Here is an 18,392-nt window from a genome sequence, read left to right as displayed (position 1 = left end):
GGCGGGAGCTCCTGGAATGCAGGGACAGCGGGGCAGGGGAGAGCGATGTTTCGCGCGCGAAACACTTCGGGACGGTGGGACAGGGATGTTTCGCGCGCGAAACATCGGCAGGGGCCATGGTCATTCCGCGGCCTCCCGCGCCGCGATCTCGTCGCGCCGCCAGGTGCCGATCAGCAGCTTCTTGAAGGCGGCATAGGTCTCGTCGAAGGTGGCGCGGCCGCGGACGTAGGTCTCGCGGTTGAAGTCGCGGTAGTCGGCTTCGTAGATGCCGGCCACCTGTTCGCCGGCCTGCCCGATCAGGGCGGTGTAGTCCTGCCGCTGGGGCGAAAGTGTGCGGCCGAGATAGGCCTGCATGAGGCCCGCCAGCTCGCCCTGCTGCGCGTTGTCGTAGCGGGTCAGGATGGCGCGCACCGCATCCCACTCGAAGGCAACGCCCTCGCGGCCGAGCGCCCGGGCAGCCATGTTCTCGCCTTCCTCGATGCTGGCGAAGGTGGAATGCAGCATGTCGAAGAAACGCCCGGTGCTGTCGAACTCGAGGAAGGAGGCCCCGAGCGGCACCAGCAGGATGTCGGCGGCGGCGAGCCCGTTGATCGTCAGGTATCCCAGGGCAGGCGGGGTATCGAGGAAGATCACGTCGTAGTCGTCGAGCACCCCGTCTTCCTCGAGGCTTTCGGTCAGCGCGTCCCAGAGCTTCCAGCTGCGGCCCTGCATGCGCCAGACCGGGATCTGGAATTCCGACCAGTAGAGGTTCAGCTGTGCGCCGATCAGGTCGATATTGGGCCAGTGGGTCTTCTGGATGAGCTTATCTGCGGTCACGTCCAGCGCCTCGGAGAGCGTGTCGTCGAGGGGCAGGGGCGCCTCGCCCCGGTCCATGCGACCCTGGTTCTCGCGCCGTTGGTGGCGGGCGTAGTGGCGGGCGAGCAGGGGAAAGACGGTCTTCCATTCGTCCTCGACCTCTCCGCCGAAGATCGAGGTCATGCTGCCCTGGCTGTCGAGGTCGACCACCAGCACCCGGTAGCCGTCGAGCGCGGCGGACATGGCAAGATGCGCGGCGGTTGAGGTCTTGCCGACGCCGCCCTTGAAGTTGGCGACGGCCACCATCTTGGCGGGCAGGTCCTTGGGCCGGTAGGGGAGGTACTCCTTGGTCTTCGATCCTTCCGCGGCGAAATGGGCCCGCAGGCGCAGCACCTCATCGAGGGTGAACCACTTGGCGCCGCCCTCCGTCTCGGAGCGGCCCTGGGGCAGCTCGGGGTGAGCCTTGAGCACCCGGCGGAAATGCGGCGTCGCGACCGGGATAAGGTAGCGCGTGATCTCCCACGTGGAGAAGAGCCGGAGCGACTTGCGCCCGCTTTCGTCCATCCCGCGTGAGGCCAGATCCGCCCGCCCGCGATTGCAGGCCGTGGCAATCTCGGCAAAGCCCGCGGTGGCCACGGGCGCATCGAGATCGCGCAGAGCACGGTCCGGATCGATGTTGAAATAGGGAGGCTGCTCGCTGCTCATGATACCCCTCACCCCTTATGTGCTGCTTTTCGGGAAACATACCTGAAAACCCGGCACATGGGAATGCGTTGCGCATCCGATTCGGCTTTTCATAGCAAATTCAGGGGTGTTGGCATGGGCGCGAGGGCTTCGTTTCAGACCCTCCGCATTTTCTGCCAGTGTTATTATTGTGTTAATTATAGTGTTACGGGGAAAGCCGAGTCTGTCCATAGACCTGTATTTCAAGGTGAATTCGACTGTCTGCAGAGGGCAAGGCGACTCTGAACCCCCGATAAGGTGACTCTGATCCGACGCTCATCCGACTCCGAACCCCCGATGCCGAGGCTGGACCGGCGGGCCGGGCATACCTAGGCTGGCCGTCAACGAAACCACGTTAAGAGCCGGAACGGCGGGGCGGGGCAGAATGGGCGCAGGCACGGGCGAGCCGGGCAGAGAACTCCTGCCCGAGCGGCATCCGCAGATGGACTTCTTCCTCTGCGATGTCTTCGACGCGATCCCCAAGGACGACATGGCGACGATGGAGCACCCGGTCTTCAGCCTCGCCACGCGGCCCGACCGTCGCATCCTGCGCTACGAGCACAATGGCGCCCAGGTCGAGGTCACCCCCTCGGTCAAGGGGCTGGCCACGATCCACGACAAGGACATCCTGATCTTCTGCATCAGCCAGCTGATGGCGGCGATCAATGCCGGGCGGCAGGTGGGCCGCACGCTGACCCTGCGCGCGCACGACCTGCTGGTGGCCACCAACCGCGAGACCAGTGGCGATGCTTACCGGCGCCTGCGAGAGGCTTTCGAGCGGCTGGCCGGCACCCGTATCACCACCAACATCGCCACCGGCGAGACCGAGACCACCACCGGCTTCGGCCTGATCGAACGCTGGGAGATCACCCGGCGGTCGCGGGGCGGGCGGATGATGTCGGTCTCGGTGACGCTTTCGGAATGGCTCTACCGCGCGGTGCTGGCGAAGTCGGTGCTGACGCTCAGCCGGGACTACTTCCGCCTGCGCAAGCCGCTGGAGCGGCGGATCTACGAGCTGGCCCGCAAGCACTGCGGCCGGCAATCGTCCTGGCGGATCTCGGTCGAGACGCTGCTGAAGAAGTCCGGGTCCGCCTCGCCGCGGCGGGTCTTCCGCAAGATGCTGCGCGACATGATCGCGAGCGACCACCTGCCCGACTACCACATGGCCGAGGAAGAGGGGGACATGATCCGCTTTACCCGACGCCGGAAGACCGAGGACGCGGGCACGGATGCGCCCCCGGTCTCGCCCGCGGCGCTGGAAGAGGCGCGTCGCCTGATGCCCGGCGTCGACATCTATGCGCTCGAGGCCGAATGGCGGGCCTTCTGGGCGGGCTCGGGTCGGCCGCGGTTGCGCTCGGCCGACGGGGCTTTCCTGGGCTTCGTGCGGGTTCGGGCGAAGCGGTAGGAGGCCGGAGCGGCGCTTCTTGTGTGGAGAAATTCGCGCAGGCTTTGTCAACCTTGAGTTGTATGCGCTGTTTTTTGCCGCATTGCGGCATAACGGTCTCACCCATCCCGCGAGAGGGGCAGTAACAGCTTGAGTCGAAGATGATCCCTGTTAACAGAAGCTAAGATGATTTTCAGATGGCGAGTACTGCACCATGGCTTTGACGACGATCACCCCCGTCCTTCTCTGTGGCGGGTCGGGCACGCGGCTCTGGCCGCTTTCGCGCAAGAGCTACCCCAAGCAGTTCGTACCCCTCATGGGAGAAGAGACGCTGTTCCAGGCGTCGGCGAAGCGGCTCTCGGGGCAGGGAGAGGGTCTGTCTTTCACCAGCCCGATGGTGCTGACCAACGCCGATTTCCGTTTCATCGTGACCGAGCAGCTGCAGGCCGTCGGCATCGATCCCGGCCCGATCCTGATCGAGCCCGAGGGACGCAACACCGCGCCCGCCATCCTTGCTGCGGCACTTCATGCGGCCTCCACCGATCCCGAGGCCATCCTGCTGGTCGCGCCCTCCGACCACGTCGTGCCGGATGCTGATGCGTTCCATGCGGCGGTCGCCCGCGGGCTGACCGCGCTGGAGAAGGGCGACCTCGTCACCTTCGGTATCACGCCGACCCACCCCGAGACCGCCTATGGCTATCTGGAACTTGCAGGCCCGCCCGAGGGGGATGGAGCCCCGGTGGCCCTTGCGCGCTTCGTCGAGAAGCCCGATGCGGCCCGCGCCGCCGAGATGGTCGAAGCCGGAACCTACCTGTGGAACGCGGGCATCTTCCTGTTCCGCGCCAAGCAGGTCATCGAGGCCTTCCAGACGCATGCCCCCAAGCTCATGGGCCCGGTGCAGGCGAGCCTCGACGAGGCCAAGACCGACCTCGGCTTCCTGCGGCTCGCCCCCGGGGCATGGTCCGGGGCGGAGGACATCTCGATCGACTACGCGGTGATGGAGAAGGCCACGAACCTCTCGGTCGTTCCCTTCGATTCCGGCTGGTCGGATCTCGGCGGCTGGGATGCCGTCTGGCGCGAGAGCGGCCCGGACGCCGACGGGGTTGTCGTCTCCGAGCACGCCACGGCGATCGACTGCCGCAACACGCTCCTGCGCTCGGAAAGCGAGCGGCTCGAGGTGGTGGGCATCGGGCTCGAGAACATCATGGCCGTGGCGATGAACGACGCGGTGCTCGTGGCCGACATGAGCCGTGCCCAGGACGTGAAGAAGGCGGTCGCCGCGCTGAAGGAAAAGCAGTCGCCGCAGGCCACGGCCTTCCCCAAGGATCACCGCCCCTGGGGCTGGTTCGAGAGCCTCGTCGTGGGCGGTCGCTTCCAGGTGAAGCGCATCCTCGTGCATCCCGGCGCCTCGCTGAGCCTGCAGAGCCACTTCCATCGCTCCGAGCACTGGATCGTGGTCGAGGGCACCGCGCGGGTCACCGTCGATGACGAGGTGAAGCTCGTGACCGAGAACGAGAGCGTCTACCTGCCGCTTGGCTGTGTCCACCGGATGGAGAACCCGGGCAAGGTGCCCATGGTGCTGATCGAGGTGCAAACCGGAACCTATGTGGGCGAGGATGACATCGTTCGCTACGAGGACCTCTATGCCCGCGGTTGAGATCGTCCGCGGCCTGGCGCCGGTGCAGAGTTCCCATGGCTGAAGCACCCAAGGTCGTGCGTATCGTGACCGGGATGCACCGGTCGGGCACCACCTGGATGGGGGAGGCCGCATCCGTGGCGATGCCGGGGTGCGTGGTGCACGAGCCCTTCAACCTGGGGTCCGGCCTGAAGGGGGTGCCATGCTGGTACCCCGGGCCCGACAGTGCCGAAGAGACTTCGGCACTGGTCGCCCAGATGATGGCAGGCCGCCGCGGCTTTCGCCGCCGCCGGCCGTCCGACGGGCTGTGGAGGGGGACCGCGCGGCAGATCCTGGGCAGCCAGTATGACCGGGTCCTGTCGCGGGCGCTGCGAGGCAGCAATCCGCTGGTGCTGCTCAAGGATCCCTTCCTCATCCGTCTCTGCGCGGATCTCGCCGATCAGCAGGATGCCAAGGCGGCAATCCTGATCCGCCACCCCGCCGCCCTGGTGCATTCGCTGCGCCGCATGGTCTGGCCGGTGCCCGAGCTGGACGGCAAGAGCTGGCCCCGGCGCCACGAGGATCCCGATCTCCAGTTCGCCTATGCGCTGGGGTGCTTCTGGTCCGCTATCTACGAGGAAGTGGCGCAGCAGCTGGCCCGGGCCCCGGGAAACCTGCTGCTGATGCGCCACGAGGATCTCTGCCTCTCGCCGCTCGAGGAGGGCAGCGCCCTGCTGGAACATCTCGATATTCCGGTCACGGGGCCGGCACGCGAGTTTCTCTTGAAATCCACCTCGGGAGGGACCGGCGAGATGTCGGGACAGCAGTTGCACAACATGTCCCGAGACGCGCAGGCGCTCGCCTTTTCCTGGCGCACCAGCCTTCCGCCCGAGCAGATCGCGGCGGTGACCGAGGGCGCCGGTGCGACGCTGGCGCGCCACTACGCCGACCTTGATGCCGAGCCGGCTTGAGACGGAGATCCCAGGCATGTGGACCGACACACCCCTTCTGCTGCGGCAGGCCATGCGGCAGGCCATCAGCGAAACCCTCAACACGCACCGGCCGGGCAACAAGCCAGACATTGCCCTGATCGGGTCCCGGCGCAGCGGATCCACCCTGCTGATGCAGGTCCTGGGGCATGCACCGGGCCTCAAGTCCTCCGACCAGCCTTTCGCTCCGCCTACGGCAACGGCAGCGCAGATGCGCCATCTCGGGTGGCCTGCCGGGGGGATCTTTGTCGCGCCTGACGCGGCCATGCGTGCACGTCTTCTACGCTATATGACTGACATGCGCGAAGGGCGCCTGCATGTGCAGGAACCCTGGCGTTTTTGGCGTGGCGACTTTCACTGGCGTAGCAATCGGCTGTTGCTAAAAACCACGGCTGCCTCATATCTGCGGCCGTTGCTCGAGGAAGCAGGCTTCATGCCGATCCTCTATTTCCGCCACCCGGTGCCTCAGGCCCTGTCCTGCGCGCGCAACAAGTGGGGGGACAAGCTGGATCTGTTCCTCCGCAACCGGCCGCTCTGCGAGGATCTACTAAGTGCCGAGCTGCGTCTCGAGGTAGACAGACTACAGGCCGAAGGTTCCGAGCTGGAGCGCTATGTGCTCTGCTGGTGTCTCGAGAACATGCCGCTCTTTCCCGATCTGGCCGCCGGCATGCCGTCAATCTTCTACGAAGACATGGTCCTTGATCCGGACGGCACGCTCAACCGTCTGGCGGAACTCTGCGACATCGAACCCACGCCACGGATGCGCGCAATGTTCGGCAATGCCTCGAATTCGGTGCGCGGGTTGAGCGACAGCGAAGGTGCCGCGGCGATCCGCGCGGGCGATGCTCAGGCTTTGGTGGGGCGCTGGCGCGAAAAGGTTTCTCCCGAAGACCTCGCTCGGGCGCAGATGGTACTGGATCTCTTTCCCGGCTGTCCATACCGGACGGATGCCATCAGGCCGGTGGCGACGGCTGCGTTGGAAGAGAGTTTTCCCGCATGACCTGCCTGACCTATCTTGAGCCGTTGACCGACGGCCATTGCGCATTCTGGGCCCAGATGACTCTTCGAGGGGCCGCTGCTGACCCCAGGGTCGACCAGCTGCGGCTGGTCACCGGCCCGGAGATGGCCAAGCGGCTGGAAGAAACCGTGGCCGCGACCGGGCTGGAACTCGAGGTCCTGCCACCGGATCAATTGAGGGAGCTGACACAACCGGATCTTCTGAAACGGGGCCGCGCGCAATGGGAAGCCGCCCGGGATTGCCTCGGCACCAGTGGTGGACAGCTCTTTCTCCCCTTTTTCGATCATGCGATCTACGGAGCACTGCTGGACCGTCGCCCCGTCCCGGGACAGGTCTCAGGGATCATTTTCCGGCCACCCAACGGGCACAACTATCCGGCGGGACTGCGACGTGGACTCGACACCGGACGCCGTTGGGGGAGCTATCTCGGAGCACAGCGCCCGGCCTTGCGGAAGCTCTTCACGCTTGATGAACGCGCACCTCGCTCTGCGGTATCCCGCATGGCGGGTCTTCTGACCTTCCTCCCCGATCCGTCACCTGACCTGTCTTTGCTGGAGAACCGGACACCATGCCCGCGCCTGGATGGTCGCCGGGTGCTGCTGTTGTTCGGTGCGCTGGCGGAGCGCAAAGGCATCTTCGTACTGCTTGAAGCCTTGTCTCACCTTTCTTCGGAACAGAGGTCGCGGCTTGCACTGCGTTTCGTGGGGCGCGTGGACAACCCTGACCGTGAATCCTTCGCAGCACGACTGGAAGCCGCCCGAGCCGCCTATCCGGAGGTCGCGATCGAACTTGTTGATCGCTTTGTCTCGGATAGCGAGCTGGCACAGGAGGTGGTGGATTGCGACGTGGTGCTGGCGCCCTACCAAAATCACGTGGGATCCTCGGGAGTGGTCTTCTGGGCCGCTGCAGCAGGCAAGCCGCTGATCGCGCAGCGTACAGGGCTGATCGGTTATCAGGTGGAGCAACACGGTCTGGGTGAGGCCGTGGATACTACAGACGCGACAGCTCTTGCGTCAGCTATCGAAAAAGCCGCGCCGCGGAAGCGCAATGACACTTTCCTGAAGGCACATAGTCCCGAGGTCTTCACCCAGACGATTCTGGAAGGATGCTTTGGATGAACCTGCTTTTCGTTGTGCGCACCTACCCCTATCCGCCCTACGCGGGAGATTTGCGTTTCAATGCGGACCTGATCAGTGCCCTGGCCATGCAGACTGACGTGAACATCACGGTCTTCTGTGGTTCCGGGCTGCCTGAAAACCCCGGGCCGGAAGGGACGGCGACCTGGACCGGCATCGGTGGCACCCAGGGCCGGATGGCCGACCTGCGATCCATCCTGGGGTCCTTGCCGCGCGCGGCCGAGCGAGCAATGTCGCCCGAGGCTCGCCGCGAACTGGGCAAATTGCTGGACGCGCAGTCGTTCGATGCGGTCGTGCTGAGCGAATCCTGCACCGCTCCCGCAGCGGAGATCGTCGCCAGCCGCGGGCTTCCGATCATCTACGTCTCGCACAACGTCGACATAGACATCCGCCCCAGGATCGCATCCGAGGTCACCCGTCCCGGCCTGCGCCAGCTTCAGCACCGTGATGCGGAAAAATACCGGCGCATGGAACTTGCCCTGCTCGAGCGGGCCGACGGGATCACGGCGATCACCTCGGAGGACGCCGCCCGGTACCGCGACCTCGCGCCGGGCAAGCCGGTCGTAGAGATGTCGCCAGGCTACAGCGGGAAGCCTGCCAAGGTGCCGGAGAACATGGCCGGGACGACCGAGGCACTGGCGGTTATTGTCGGATCCTTTGAATGGAACGCGAAACTGCGCAACCTCGACACGATCCTTTCAGCCTACGAACGGGCAGGGGGGCAAGGCGCCGGTTTCAGACTGCGCATCGCGGGCCGGATGGCGCCGGGACGCGTAGAAACCTACCGCGCAGCCTACCCGGATGTTGAATTCACCGGGGAATTCGGGGCTCTCGAGGACGTGGTGTCGGATGCCCGCATGGCCCTCGTGCTCGAAGACCTGGGTGGCGGCTTCAAGCTCAAGATCCTAGATTACATCTTCAGTCGCCTGGCGATCGTTGCCTACCCTCATGCCATGGCCGGCAGCGGACTGACCCCCGGGGCCCACTACGTCGCGGTGGATGATCCGGATGAAGCGATGACACGCATTAGCGAGCTTGTCGGGGACATAGATGAGTTGAAGACCATGAGCACGAAGGCTCTGGAGCATGCGCAGGAACGCTTTTCCTGGGAGCCGCGGGCATCTGCTCTGCTTGAACTTTGTCGGGGTGAAACATAGGAGACGGTGAGCGGAGTTTTGCCATCCCCCCGGAGCCACGAACAATTTCTATGCCCTCTGGCTAGACCTGAGGTCTAGAGGGTTGCGCGGAAAGCACGTAAGCGCGACGCTTTGGGGTACACTGCGAGGACAGCGTACATGAATTCTTCCTTTCCGAATCCGCAGGTATCCTCCTCGGTGGGCATGCGATCTGCATCATACGAAGATGGCGCAAGCGCTCTCGATGTCGGAGCCATCCTTGGAGCCCTTTGGCGCGGGAAGTGGATCATACTGATTTCCGCTATCGGCATGCTGATGGTGGGGATCTACTACGCCTACGAGGTTGCTACGCCACGTTACACGGCCTCTGCCGTGGTCGCGCTGAACAGCCGCGAGGAGCAGGTGGTTGATCTGAACAGTGTCGTGAGCGGCCTTTCGGCGGATTCCTCCGTGGTCAACACGGAGGTCGAAGTCCTGCGAAGCAGGAATTTGATGGGGAAAGTGGTGGATACCCTCGACCTCACATCAGACCCTGAATTCAATCCGCAGCTGCGCGACAGGTCGATAATGCAACGGATCACGGGACAGGTGAAAAGCTGGATCCGGTCAGTCTTGTCGCAGCCTCCGCAGACCCAGGCCTCCGGCGCAGTGCTCGGAGCCACGGAAGACCGTTCTGCTCGCGATACGGCAACCAGCCTGCTTCTGGGTGCAACCGAGGTGCGCAACATACCGCTCAGTCTGGTTTTCAGGATCAACGTAGAAACCACGAATCCGCGGAAGTCTGCGGCCATTGCCGATACGATCGTTGATCTCTACATTCAGGACCAGCTAGAGGCGAAGTTCGAGGCGACCGAGAAGGCAACGGTCTGGCTGACAGATCGCGTATCCGAGCTCCAGGTAGAACTTGAGGAAGCCGAAGCGTCGGTCAAGGAGTTTCGCTCCAGCATCGATCTCGTCAGTCGGGAAGCCCTGATCGGGCTTGAGCGCCAACTCAAGGACTTGCGTGATCGCGCAGAGGCGACCGAGACCCGGCGCGATGAGGCGGCTGCACGACTAGCGACGTTGGAAAGCGCCGGAACGCCTCAGGAGCAAGTCGAGGCACTTGGCGATTCTCAGCTTGAGCAGTATTTGCCGCGGCTGGATGAGCCGCAGATCGCACAAGCATTCGAGACGCGCCTCCAGCAGATTGAGATCCGCACCCGGCAGGAACTTCAGAGAGCGGAGAACCAACTCAACGCATTGCGCAATAGCGCGACCGAACTGGAGACCCAGATCGATCGTCAGAGCGATGACTTCATTAGGCTGCAACAGTTGACTCGAGAAGCCGAAGCCGTGCGGCTGCTCTATGAATATTTTCTGTCACGCCTCAAGGAAACCTCGGCACAGCAAGGTATCCAGCAGGCCGACAGCCGCAGCCTTTCAGAAGCCGTGATCCCCGGCGGCGCCTCTGCCCCAAACAAGGCCTTGATCTTCGCCATATGTTTGCTGTTGGGCGGGATCGCTGGAAGCGTCCTCGTGTTGTTCCGGGAGGCGCGGAATAATGTTTACCGCGAGCCGCAGAGCCTCGAGAAAGGCACTGGTTACCCTGTAATGGGCCAAGTGCCGCTCCTGCCAGCCCGTCGCCGCAAGGATGCCATTCGCTACTTGGCGGAAAAGCCAACCTCGGCGGCCGCCGAAGCCGTGCGCAATCTGCGCACCTCGGTCATGCTGTCGAATGTAGATGCCCCCCCTCAGGTCATCATGACGACCTCGTCATTGCCTGGTGAAGGCAAGACCACCCTAGCCATGGCGCTGACTCAGAACTTCAGTGGGATGGGCAAACGTTGCCTGATCATCGAAGGTGACATCCGGCGTCGCGTTTTCAGCCAGTACACACAAGACAATGACTCGGAGACGGGGCTGATCTCTGTGCTCACCGGCGAGCGGTCGTTGTCCGAAGTGGTTTACCATATGCCCCAGGTCGGTGCCGATGTGCTCCGAGCGGGAAAAACCGGGACCAATGCGGCCGACCTATTTGCTTCTGACAGTTTCTCAGAGGTGCTACGAGCTGCTCGGGAGCAGTATGACCAGATCATCATCGACACGCCGCCGGTGCTGGTCGTGCCTGACGCCCGGATCATCGCTCAGCATGTCGACGCCGTGCTCTTTGTGGTTCGCTGGGATTCCACCCAGAAAGGGCAGGTTTCGGAAGCACTGCGCATGTTCGAGAGTGTTGGCCGGCCGATCAACGGCACGGTCCTCAATCAGATCAATCCGAAGGGTATGAAGCGCTATGGCTACGGCCACAAGTACGGCGCCTATGCCGCCTACGGATCCAAGTACTATGTCAACTGACGCTGATAGGAAGGTCGGCGGCGCCCACAAGCAGCGTGCTTTTACCGCCGTTCTCTGGGCCTCCTTCGAACAGATCGGCGCTCATGGTCTCGGCACGATCTTCATGCTGGTCTTCGCCCGGTTCCTGTCTTCCGCGGAATTCGGTATCTTTGCGGCAGCCCTGCTGATGATGACCTTCGCCCAGCAACTGGCGATCCTCGGGTTGAATACCACCATTGTACAGCGTCACGAGTTGAGCCCAAGGACGCTGAGTACCGCTTTCTGGATGAGCATGAGTCTGACCGTGCCGCTCGGTTTCCTGATGGTCGTCTTCGCGCCACAAGTGGCGGCTTTGTTCGGGAATTCCGAGATTGCTCGCTATGTGCCGCTTCTCGTCATTGGCTTGGTCTTCAACACCGCATCAGCTCTATTGACGGGTGTCCTGCGCCGCGAATTGAACATGAAGGCGCTCGCCCGGCGCACATTGGCGGCAAACGGCATCTCCGGCCTGATCGCCACGCCTCTCATCATCTACGGTTTCGGGGTCTGGGGGCTTATCACGCAGGTGGTACTTGGATCGGCCCTAACTTTTGCACTGAGTGTCGCGCTTCTGGGCTGGCCAATCCGTCTGGCCTTCGACCGGATTGCCGCCCGCGAGATGCTGCGCTTTTCCGCCCCGATCTGCGGAGCTGACATGTTGACGCAATACACCCGGGAGGGGCCAAAGTTCTTCGTTGGGATCTTCCTCGGTGTCGAGGCACTCGGTCTTTTTTCAATGGCCATGCGGATCCTCAATCTGCTGTTGCAGGTGGTGGGAGTGACGCTTTCGAAAGTGTCTATGCCTGTGCTTTCCCGCGTGAACCGGGAAACACCGGATCGGTTCGCTGAAATCTTCCTCAGGCTCTCGACGCTTGCGGGGGCTTTTATCCTGCCGGCCTTCGCCCTCACCGCCGTGCTGCGCGAACCCCTCGTCAGGATTCTTCTCGGCGCACGCTGGCTCGAGATCACGCCGCTCGTCATATTCCTGTGCGGTGCGGGGATCCTAACCACCCTGAACTACCTCAACTCCTCTTCCATGGTCTCGCGGGGCCGGCCCGGCGCGCGCCTGACCTTCTCGGCCCTTCGAGCGACGGTCGGAACACTGCTTTTCGTCCTTCTCACGCCCCTGGGCCTGATCTGGGCTGCAGCGGCCTTCCTGCTGCGCGGCGTGATCGTCGAGCCCGTTCCGCTGGTCTTCGTGCTTCGGTTGCTCGGGATACGTCCGGCTGACTACCTGCGGCGCCTGGCCGGCCCGGTCCTTGCGACCCTCGCGATGATCGTCGTGGCGGAAGTCGTGCTCGTGCTTCTGGACGACCAGGTCACTGCGCTTCTTCGGTTGGCCTTGCCTGCGGCTGCGGGGATTGCGGTATACGGACTGGCGCTCTTCCTGCTGAGCAATGCGCTGGTCACCGAGTTCAAGGGGCTCGTCGCGACGCTGCGGCGCAAGCGCCAAGGCGCCTGAACGTCACCCACCTCGTCAGCGGGGCCAGGGGGGCAACAGCTTCGCCGCTGCCTGCCGCGCGGCAGCCCCCTTCGCGATGAGGGGCAGGGCAGCCAGTAGGGATAGCTTGTTCCGTCGGCGCCGGCTCGCCTCGGCCTGGGCCGGAACCGCATCGGCGAACCCGGGAAACCGCTCGAGCAGAGCGTGGCGGCGTTCGGCCGGAACGATGCCTTGCAGCCCGGGGCCGAAACGCGCGGCGAGCATCCGGCCCAACCGGTCTTCTCCCAGACAGTCCAGGAGCATGTCGAGCTGCGACAAGGCCACCCCGGCCTGGGCTTCGGCCAGGCGTTCGCGGCGAACCTTGGACAGGCTTTCGCCACGCTGCATGTAGAGCGTTCCGATCTCGCGCGTAGGGCTCCAGGCCGGAGCGAGGGCCGCCAGCCGCAACTTGAACTGCCAGTCCTCGTAGAGGTTCAGGCCGTGCTCGAGCCCCCCGGCCTTCTCGTACAGGGATTTCGACATCAGCATGTCGCGAGGGATCGGCCCATGCCGCGCTGTCAGGCGACCGACTGCGTCCGCAGCGGAGCCGGACACGGTCGGTGCGGGATCCAGGATCGACGAGCGCCAGGGCCGGACCAGGTGCAACCAGCCGATACGGCTGAAGGCGACGGCATCCTCGCGTTCTTCGAGGGCAGTCCATTCGGCTTCGATCTTGCGGGGAGCGATCAGGTCGTCTCCGTCGAAATGCGTGACGAAGGGCTGGTTCGCGTTGCGCATGGCCAAGTCGCGGTTGGCGGCCACCCCGACGTTGGCAGGACGCAGGACGGGGCGCACCTGCGGGTATCTCTCGGCCACCGCCTGCAGCCATTCCCGCGATCCGTCGGTGGAGGCGTCATCGGCCACGATGATTTCAGAGATCTCGACGCTCTGGCGCAGGACCGAGGCGATGGCCCCCTCGATCAGGCCTCGACCGTTGAAGTTGGTGATGACACAGCTGACCGGAACCTTGCCAGGCATCAGGAAACCTCCGCGTGTACCGGGATCAGGATGCCGCCCCGGTCGTCGGTGCCGTGAACAGATCCACGTAATCCTGGTAGCGGCGCTGCAACGCCGCGACGCGGGCCTTCCGCGCCCCGAGACCGGCGCGCTGGCGCTCGAGCTGACGCAGCACACGCCTTGGCGTCAGGAAGCGATGCGTCCGGATGCTGTGCGCATGGCGCTGCATGCCGACCTCGCGCAGGAGCAACCAGGTCTTGGAGCGATGGCGCTGGAGAGGATGCGAATGGTACATGTCGAAGGCCACGACCGGGATCCCGGCCAGGAGCGAGACCACGACGGGGTGGAAGCGTACGCCGACATAGCCCTCGGCGCCGGCGATCAGCCGCATCCAGTCGAGCGGGGGCAACGGGAAACCGGGCTGGCGCGTGGTTCCGGCGTGCGTGTGTCCTTCGGGCAGTGGCAGGGAAACCGTGTCGTATCCTGCTGCGTCGGCCAGTTCGGTGAAGGCGGCAGCCCATCCCGCGTCCGTCTTTCGGGGTGGGCAGACGAGGATATAGGGACGCCCGCCGGGGCGCTCTTCCCGCATCTTCGAGACCATCTCTCCGAGCGAGAAGACGGGATCCGGAACTTCGGTCATGGCACCGGTGAAGCCGCTGGCCCGGAGCTGTTTTCCGCTCCAGGCATCGCGTACCGAGACATGGTCGAAGTTTTCCAGCTGGGCGCGGATGCCGGAACGCGTGGTCTCCGGCAACCGGCCGAAATCGGCGCCCATGGCGCTCGGGCTGAGTGCGGCGAGGCGCGCACCGGGAAGCTTCTCGGCGCCACAGAGCCAGTAAGGATTGGGAAAGACCAAGTCTGCGCGTTGGCTGGAAGGATCCAGGCGGAAGACCGCGTCGGAGCCCGTCACGAAGAGATCCCGGGGAGACTCCTGTATCATCTCCTCGAATTCCGCCTGCGTGGTGATCCGGGGTGAAAGCGGCAGGTGCTCGGACACGAAGCCCTCGTGTGCCGCGAGTTGCTCGGCCGGGATGATCCCTTCGTACTTCTCGATCAGGTCCGCGGGGCGGAAATCGATGAACTGCACATCGATCCCCTTCCTCCCGAGAGCCCGCGCCGTGGCCAGCGCCTGGAGGTTTGCTCCGAAATTTGGGACCCAGTGGTGGGTGGCGACATAAGCGGTACGCGGCGAGACGCCGGCGGTGTCCTGGGACATTTCGATCATCCGGTCACTGGCTGGAGGAGGAAGCGTAGAGCCGCTTCGTCAGGAGGTGTGCAAGTCGCAGATCCATCGGATCTCCTGGTTCGACCAGATCCGCGAGCCCCTGATCGGCCATCAGGACGGGGCGGTCCCCCTTCTGCCCAGAGTGCATCCCCGACACCCCGAGGATCGAGGTGACAGGAGCAAAATCGGGGTTCGGCTCGTACCAGTTTTCCCCCAGCCAGATCGGGAAGGCGAAACCGGACTGGTGTATCTTGATGTCGGGCATGAGGTCGGCCTTCGGGGCCCCCTCGTAATTGGCACGGTAGGGGGCCGCCCGCATGGGAATCTGCGCCTGCATGGTTTCCCAGTTGAACAGAGCCACCAGGCGGTTCACCTCGGCTTCGACGTCCTCTTCCGCGACGGGGCCGCCGAACCGCTTCGCGTCGTTGATGTAGAACCCGTGCACGTAGGGGGCCGAAAAGGCGGGCGCGTCAGGCCGGATCCGCCCACCGTCGCTGGAAAGCATGCCCGGGATACGCGAGAGGGGGGTCCGGGACAGGCGCGCGCGGAAGCGCGGGCGTGCGACAACACGCATGAGATTACGGGCCCGATCCTTGGCGCCGAGGTCATAGCGGCTCAGTCCATGGGCCGCGAGGAACCCGTTGAAATCCACATTGTGCGTCCACGGAACCATGCTGTGGTCCGAGACGATCAGGTGATGCTTCGGGGAGAGTTCGGTGAACAGCCGCTCGAGACATTGGTCGAGCGTGTGGAAATGTCGGTCGAGATGGGGAAGCCACTCCGGAGACCACGAGGCCCGGTCCGTCTTTCCCCGGGGACCGTCGGACGCGAAGGCGATCTCGGACATGGCGAGGTAGAGCAAGACGGTCGTCGCGCGGTAGGCTAGGAAGCCGAAGCCGATGCCATGCGTCTTGGCCAGTTCTATGAAACTGTCCGTACGGGCGACCATCATCTTCTCGAGGCGGTCGCAAAGCTCGGGGATCGTCTGGAAGCCCTCGGCCCCGAGCCGGATGTCGAAGATATAGCCGTTTCGCTCAAGGATCTCCTGGGCGCTGGAGGGGTAGAGCGCGTCATCGGGAAGACCGCCCTGAAAGATCCCGCCGCCGCCACCTGCGACATAGAACCCGTCCACCTCTTGTGCGGGAGATGTGGTGGGAATGTTCATCAGTCCGATGGACTGGCCGGCCTCCTGCGCGAATTTCCAGATCGGCGCGAAACCCGGGGCCGAGCTCATCTCCTTGTAGCCGAATTTCGGCGTGAAGTCGCGGGTCCCGTCGAGCTTCGGCATCATGTAGAGGCCGCCGTTTTCCTCGGCTCCCTGGCCGGAGAGAATACGCGCCCACCCGCGCTGGACGATGTCCTCCTCTACATCCAGAAGCTTGGCGGACGCTCGCAGCTTCTGCCAGAACGGCATGTCGAAGGCATCGAATATCTCGGCGGTGCCCCCGTCGATTCCTGCAATCAGTAGCTCCATGAAACCCTCCGCCGCGGCGCAGAAATGCCACGAATACTCGCGTCCACTCGTGCCCGGAATCCCCGGACCCACCAAGCAACTCACTGATCGCAGTGTATAGAGAAGGTTCCAGGAGGCCACAACGTCACGCAGGGACTGGGATGCTGCATCGCCGCAAAGATGCCGGTTAATCGTGCGGACGCCGGTGACAGCCTCCCCTAATCATTGCCTTGCATTTTCCCGGTGAACTTCTGGCGGGCCTTGGTCCCGGCCGGATCTCATCAAGGGAGCGGAGACCCATGGGGATATTGAACCCGAACGACGCGAGCCAACTGCCCAACTACGGTTCCCAGCCAGTGCCCCATGCTAGGGCCTATGTTTATTGGGCCGGTACGGAGGTGATGTCCCCGCTCTACAAGGACCCCCATCTCACGGTCTCCTGTTCCAATCCCCTTGTGGCGGATGAAAACGGCCAGTTCGACCTGTGCTACGTGGTGAACGGAAACTACCGTCTGCAGGTCGTTGATCCCCGGGGGCGCGAGATTGCACATGCGGACGCCATTCCCGTGCACGTCCCAAAGGCACACGGGATCTTCAAGGGGTTCGAGACGGTTTCCGAGCTGCTTGCGGATCATGTCCTTTCCTATGCCCCGGGGCGCGGGCGCGAGCAGATCCTGCCAGGGCAACTGGTGCGGGTGAACGAGGGGGGTTTCGCCTACCGCGTCGCTCCTGAAGGCGCCCAGGATGCGAACCTTGTCACGGCCGGCGGGATCCAGCTGTTTCTGGCCGATCCCAGCGTAATCGATATTGTGGCCTTGGGCGCCCGGAAGGGGTCGGATGCCGCCGGTCCCCTGCAGGCTGCTTTGGATCTTTGGAAGTCGGAAATGGCAGCCGGCCGCAGCTGCCGACTGCGCATCCGCGGGGAATATACCTTCTCTACCCCCCTGGAGGTGGAATTCACGAACAACACCACCTCGGGCGGCTGTATCGACATGACGGGGGGAAGGCTGCTGTCGAACGTGCCGGCCGGACAAGGTTCCGCGTTTCGGATCGTTTCGCGCAGGACCGTGCGCAAGGTCGACCTCATCAATCTGAACATACGTGGCTCAGGCTCCGAGGACGTCTTGCTCGAGATCGAGGGGGGAGATGCCCACGACGAGGCCCGCGGCTTCTTCTATGGCTGGAACCTCGTCTCGCCCAAGCTGGAGGGCTTTTCGACTGTCGGCCTTTGGCTGCACAACAATGCCTTCGAAGGGAACATCACGGAACCCTATTTCGCCTGCACCTCCACCGCCGACGACAGCTACTGCATGCTCTGTGAAGACAATACCGGCGGCACGAGTTCGGGAAACGTCTCATCGATAACGCTGCGTGGCGGCGTCATGCGGGGCGGCCGGCACAACCTGCTGTGCAGGGACAACGCCGACATCCGCTGCTACGGGACCACGTTCCTTCTGGCTGGGCAGGAAGCGGTCGTTGAGCAGAACATGATCGGCGGCTGTTACGTCGGCATTCACGTCGAGAACCCGTGGGTAAACGGAGGCGGCTCACCAATGGCGGGAATGAAGCTGCTCAATTGCGCAAACCTCTCGCGGATCTATGTCTTGGGCAACAATGGCAACGTCGACACCGGGGTCACGCTGTTTTTAGCCGGAGGCGAAAGCCACGTTGACGGCGTCGTCATCAGTTCTGACCTCACCCACGCCGTGCATGTCCGTAACCAGTCTGACAATGGCGGGCGGCTCATTCTGACAGGCGTGCGACGCCACCGCGTGGCCTTCAACTCGCCTATCGCAGAGGACATGGTTAGCTTTTCCGAACGGCAGAGCATATTCCAGACCACGGCGAACGGTAGCCTGCCGGTTCCCATCGATGTGTCGCGCAACAACATTTTTGATATTATCTGCAGCGGCGACGTCGAGATCTCGCTCCCCGAGCACATGATCCGCGGGGATCGGATCACCGTGATCCTCACGCAAGATGCCACGGGAAACCGCGGCATAACCTGGCCCGGGAATTTCCGTGTGACACGGACCTTCGACCCGGGGCCGGGCACCACGACCACCTGGAGCTTCCTATGGACCGGCAATCTTTGGCTCCAGTCGGATGCGGGCGGTCTCTGAATTGCG

The 18,392-nt window shown here is 63.8% G+C and carries 13 protein-coding genes; 9 read left to right on the top strand and 4 right to left on the bottom strand.

Going from position 1 to position 18,392, the window contains the following annotated elements:
* Window positions 1–120 precede the first annotated feature (120 nt).
* Window positions 121–1,500: an AAA family ATPase gene (locus C8N44_RS20010; protein WP_107978537.1), complete on the bottom strand. Its 1,380-nt coding sequence runs from the start codon at window positions 1,498–1,500 to the stop codon at window positions 121–123.
* A 403-nt stretch (window positions 1,501–1,903) separates the two neighbouring features.
* Here C8N44_RS20010 and C8N44_RS20005 point away from each other — a divergent pair, with 403 nt between their 5' ends.
* From C8N44_RS20005 to C8N44_RS19970, 8 genes are all read left to right on the top strand, one after another.
* Window positions 1,904–2,923 carry a replication initiator protein A gene (locus C8N44_RS20005; RefSeq protein WP_107978536.1) on the top strand — a complete coding sequence of 340 codons (1,020 nt, stop codon included), beginning with the start codon at window positions 1,904–1,906 and terminating at the stop codon, window positions 2,921–2,923.
* A 193-nt stretch (window positions 2,924–3,116) separates the two neighbouring features.
* Window positions 3,117–4,559 carry a mannose-1-phosphate guanylyltransferase/mannose-6-phosphate isomerase gene (locus tag C8N44_RS20000; protein ID WP_107978535.1) on the top strand — a complete coding sequence of 481 codons (1,443 nt, stop codon included), beginning with the start codon at window positions 3,117–3,119 and terminating at the stop codon, window positions 4,557–4,559.
* 35 nt (window positions 4,560–4,594) lie between these two features.
* On the top strand, window positions 4,595–5,488 hold the full coding sequence (locus C8N44_RS19995) for a sulfotransferase (protein WP_107978534.1): 894 nt from the start codon (window positions 4,595–4,597) through the stop codon (window positions 5,486–5,488).
* 16 nt (window positions 5,489–5,504) lie between these two features.
* Complete coding sequence (locus tag C8N44_RS19990) at window positions 5,505–6,506, top strand: sulfotransferase (RefSeq protein WP_158274104.1); 1,002 nt, start codon at window positions 5,505–5,507, stop codon at window positions 6,504–6,506.
* Window positions 6,503–7,642: a glycosyltransferase gene (locus tag C8N44_RS19985; protein WP_107978532.1), complete on the top strand. Its 1,140-nt coding sequence runs from the start codon at window positions 6,503–6,505 to the stop codon at window positions 7,640–7,642. Before C8N44_RS19990 ends, C8N44_RS19985 begins: the two co-directional genes overlap by 4 nt.
* Window positions 7,639–8,817: a glycosyltransferase gene (locus C8N44_RS19980; RefSeq protein WP_158274103.1), complete on the top strand. Its 1,179-nt coding sequence runs from the start codon at window positions 7,639–7,641 to the stop codon at window positions 8,815–8,817. The genes C8N44_RS19985 and C8N44_RS19980 overlap by 4 nt, the downstream gene beginning before the upstream one ends.
* Window positions 8,818–8,955: 138 nt before the next feature.
* The gene (locus tag C8N44_RS19975; RefSeq protein WP_244641146.1) at window positions 8,956–11,130 is read left to right on the top strand and encodes a polysaccharide biosynthesis tyrosine autokinase; all 2,175 of its coding nucleotides are present in this window, start codon (window positions 8,956–8,958) and stop codon (window positions 11,128–11,130) included.
* Window positions 11,069–12,610 carry an oligosaccharide flippase family protein gene (locus C8N44_RS19970; RefSeq protein ID WP_107978530.1) on the top strand — a complete coding sequence of 514 codons (1,542 nt, stop codon included), beginning with the start codon at window positions 11,069–11,071 and terminating at the stop codon, window positions 12,608–12,610. The genes C8N44_RS19975 and C8N44_RS19970 overlap by 62 nt, the downstream gene beginning before the upstream one ends.
* Before the next feature lie 15 nt (window positions 12,611–12,625).
* On the opposite strand, the gene C8N44_RS19965 is transcribed toward C8N44_RS19970, so the two are convergent.
* Genes C8N44_RS19965 through C8N44_RS19955 form a run of 3 tightly spaced genes read right to left on the bottom strand, consistent with a single transcriptional unit; the run spans window position 12,626 to window position 16,284 of the window.
* Window positions 12,626–13,606, bottom strand: a complete 981-nt coding sequence (locus tag C8N44_RS19965) for a glycosyltransferase family 2 protein (RefSeq protein ID WP_107978529.1) — start codon at window positions 13,604–13,606, stop codon at window positions 12,626–12,628.
* Between the two features lie 25 nt (window positions 13,607–13,631).
* Window positions 13,632–14,801 (bottom strand): polysaccharide pyruvyl transferase family protein, encoded by a 1,170-nt coding sequence (locus C8N44_RS19960; protein WP_158274101.1) that lies wholly within the window; start codon window positions 14,799–14,801, stop codon window positions 13,632–13,634.
* A 13-nt stretch (window positions 14,802–14,814) separates the two neighbouring features.
* Window positions 14,815–16,284, bottom strand: a complete 1,470-nt coding sequence (locus C8N44_RS19955) for a hypothetical protein (RefSeq protein WP_107978527.1) — start codon at window positions 16,282–16,284, stop codon at window positions 14,815–14,817.
* Between the two features lie 278 nt (window positions 16,285–16,562).
* Between C8N44_RS19955 and C8N44_RS19950 the strand changes: the two genes are divergently transcribed.
* Window positions 16,563–18,386 carry a hypothetical protein gene (locus C8N44_RS19950; protein WP_210204195.1) on the top strand — a complete coding sequence of 608 codons (1,824 nt, stop codon included), beginning with the start codon at window positions 16,563–16,565 and terminating at the stop codon, window positions 18,384–18,386.
* Window positions 18,387–18,392 lie beyond the last annotated feature (6 nt).

Source organism: Allosediminivita pacifica (assembly GCF_003054175.1).
In the GTDB taxonomy this organism is placed as follows: Bacteria; Pseudomonadota; Alphaproteobacteria; order Rhodobacterales; family Rhodobacteraceae; genus Allosediminivita; species Allosediminivita pacifica.
The sequence above is the reverse complement of the archived record's forward strand: the minus strand, read 5'-3'. Positions and strand labels throughout refer to the sequence as shown.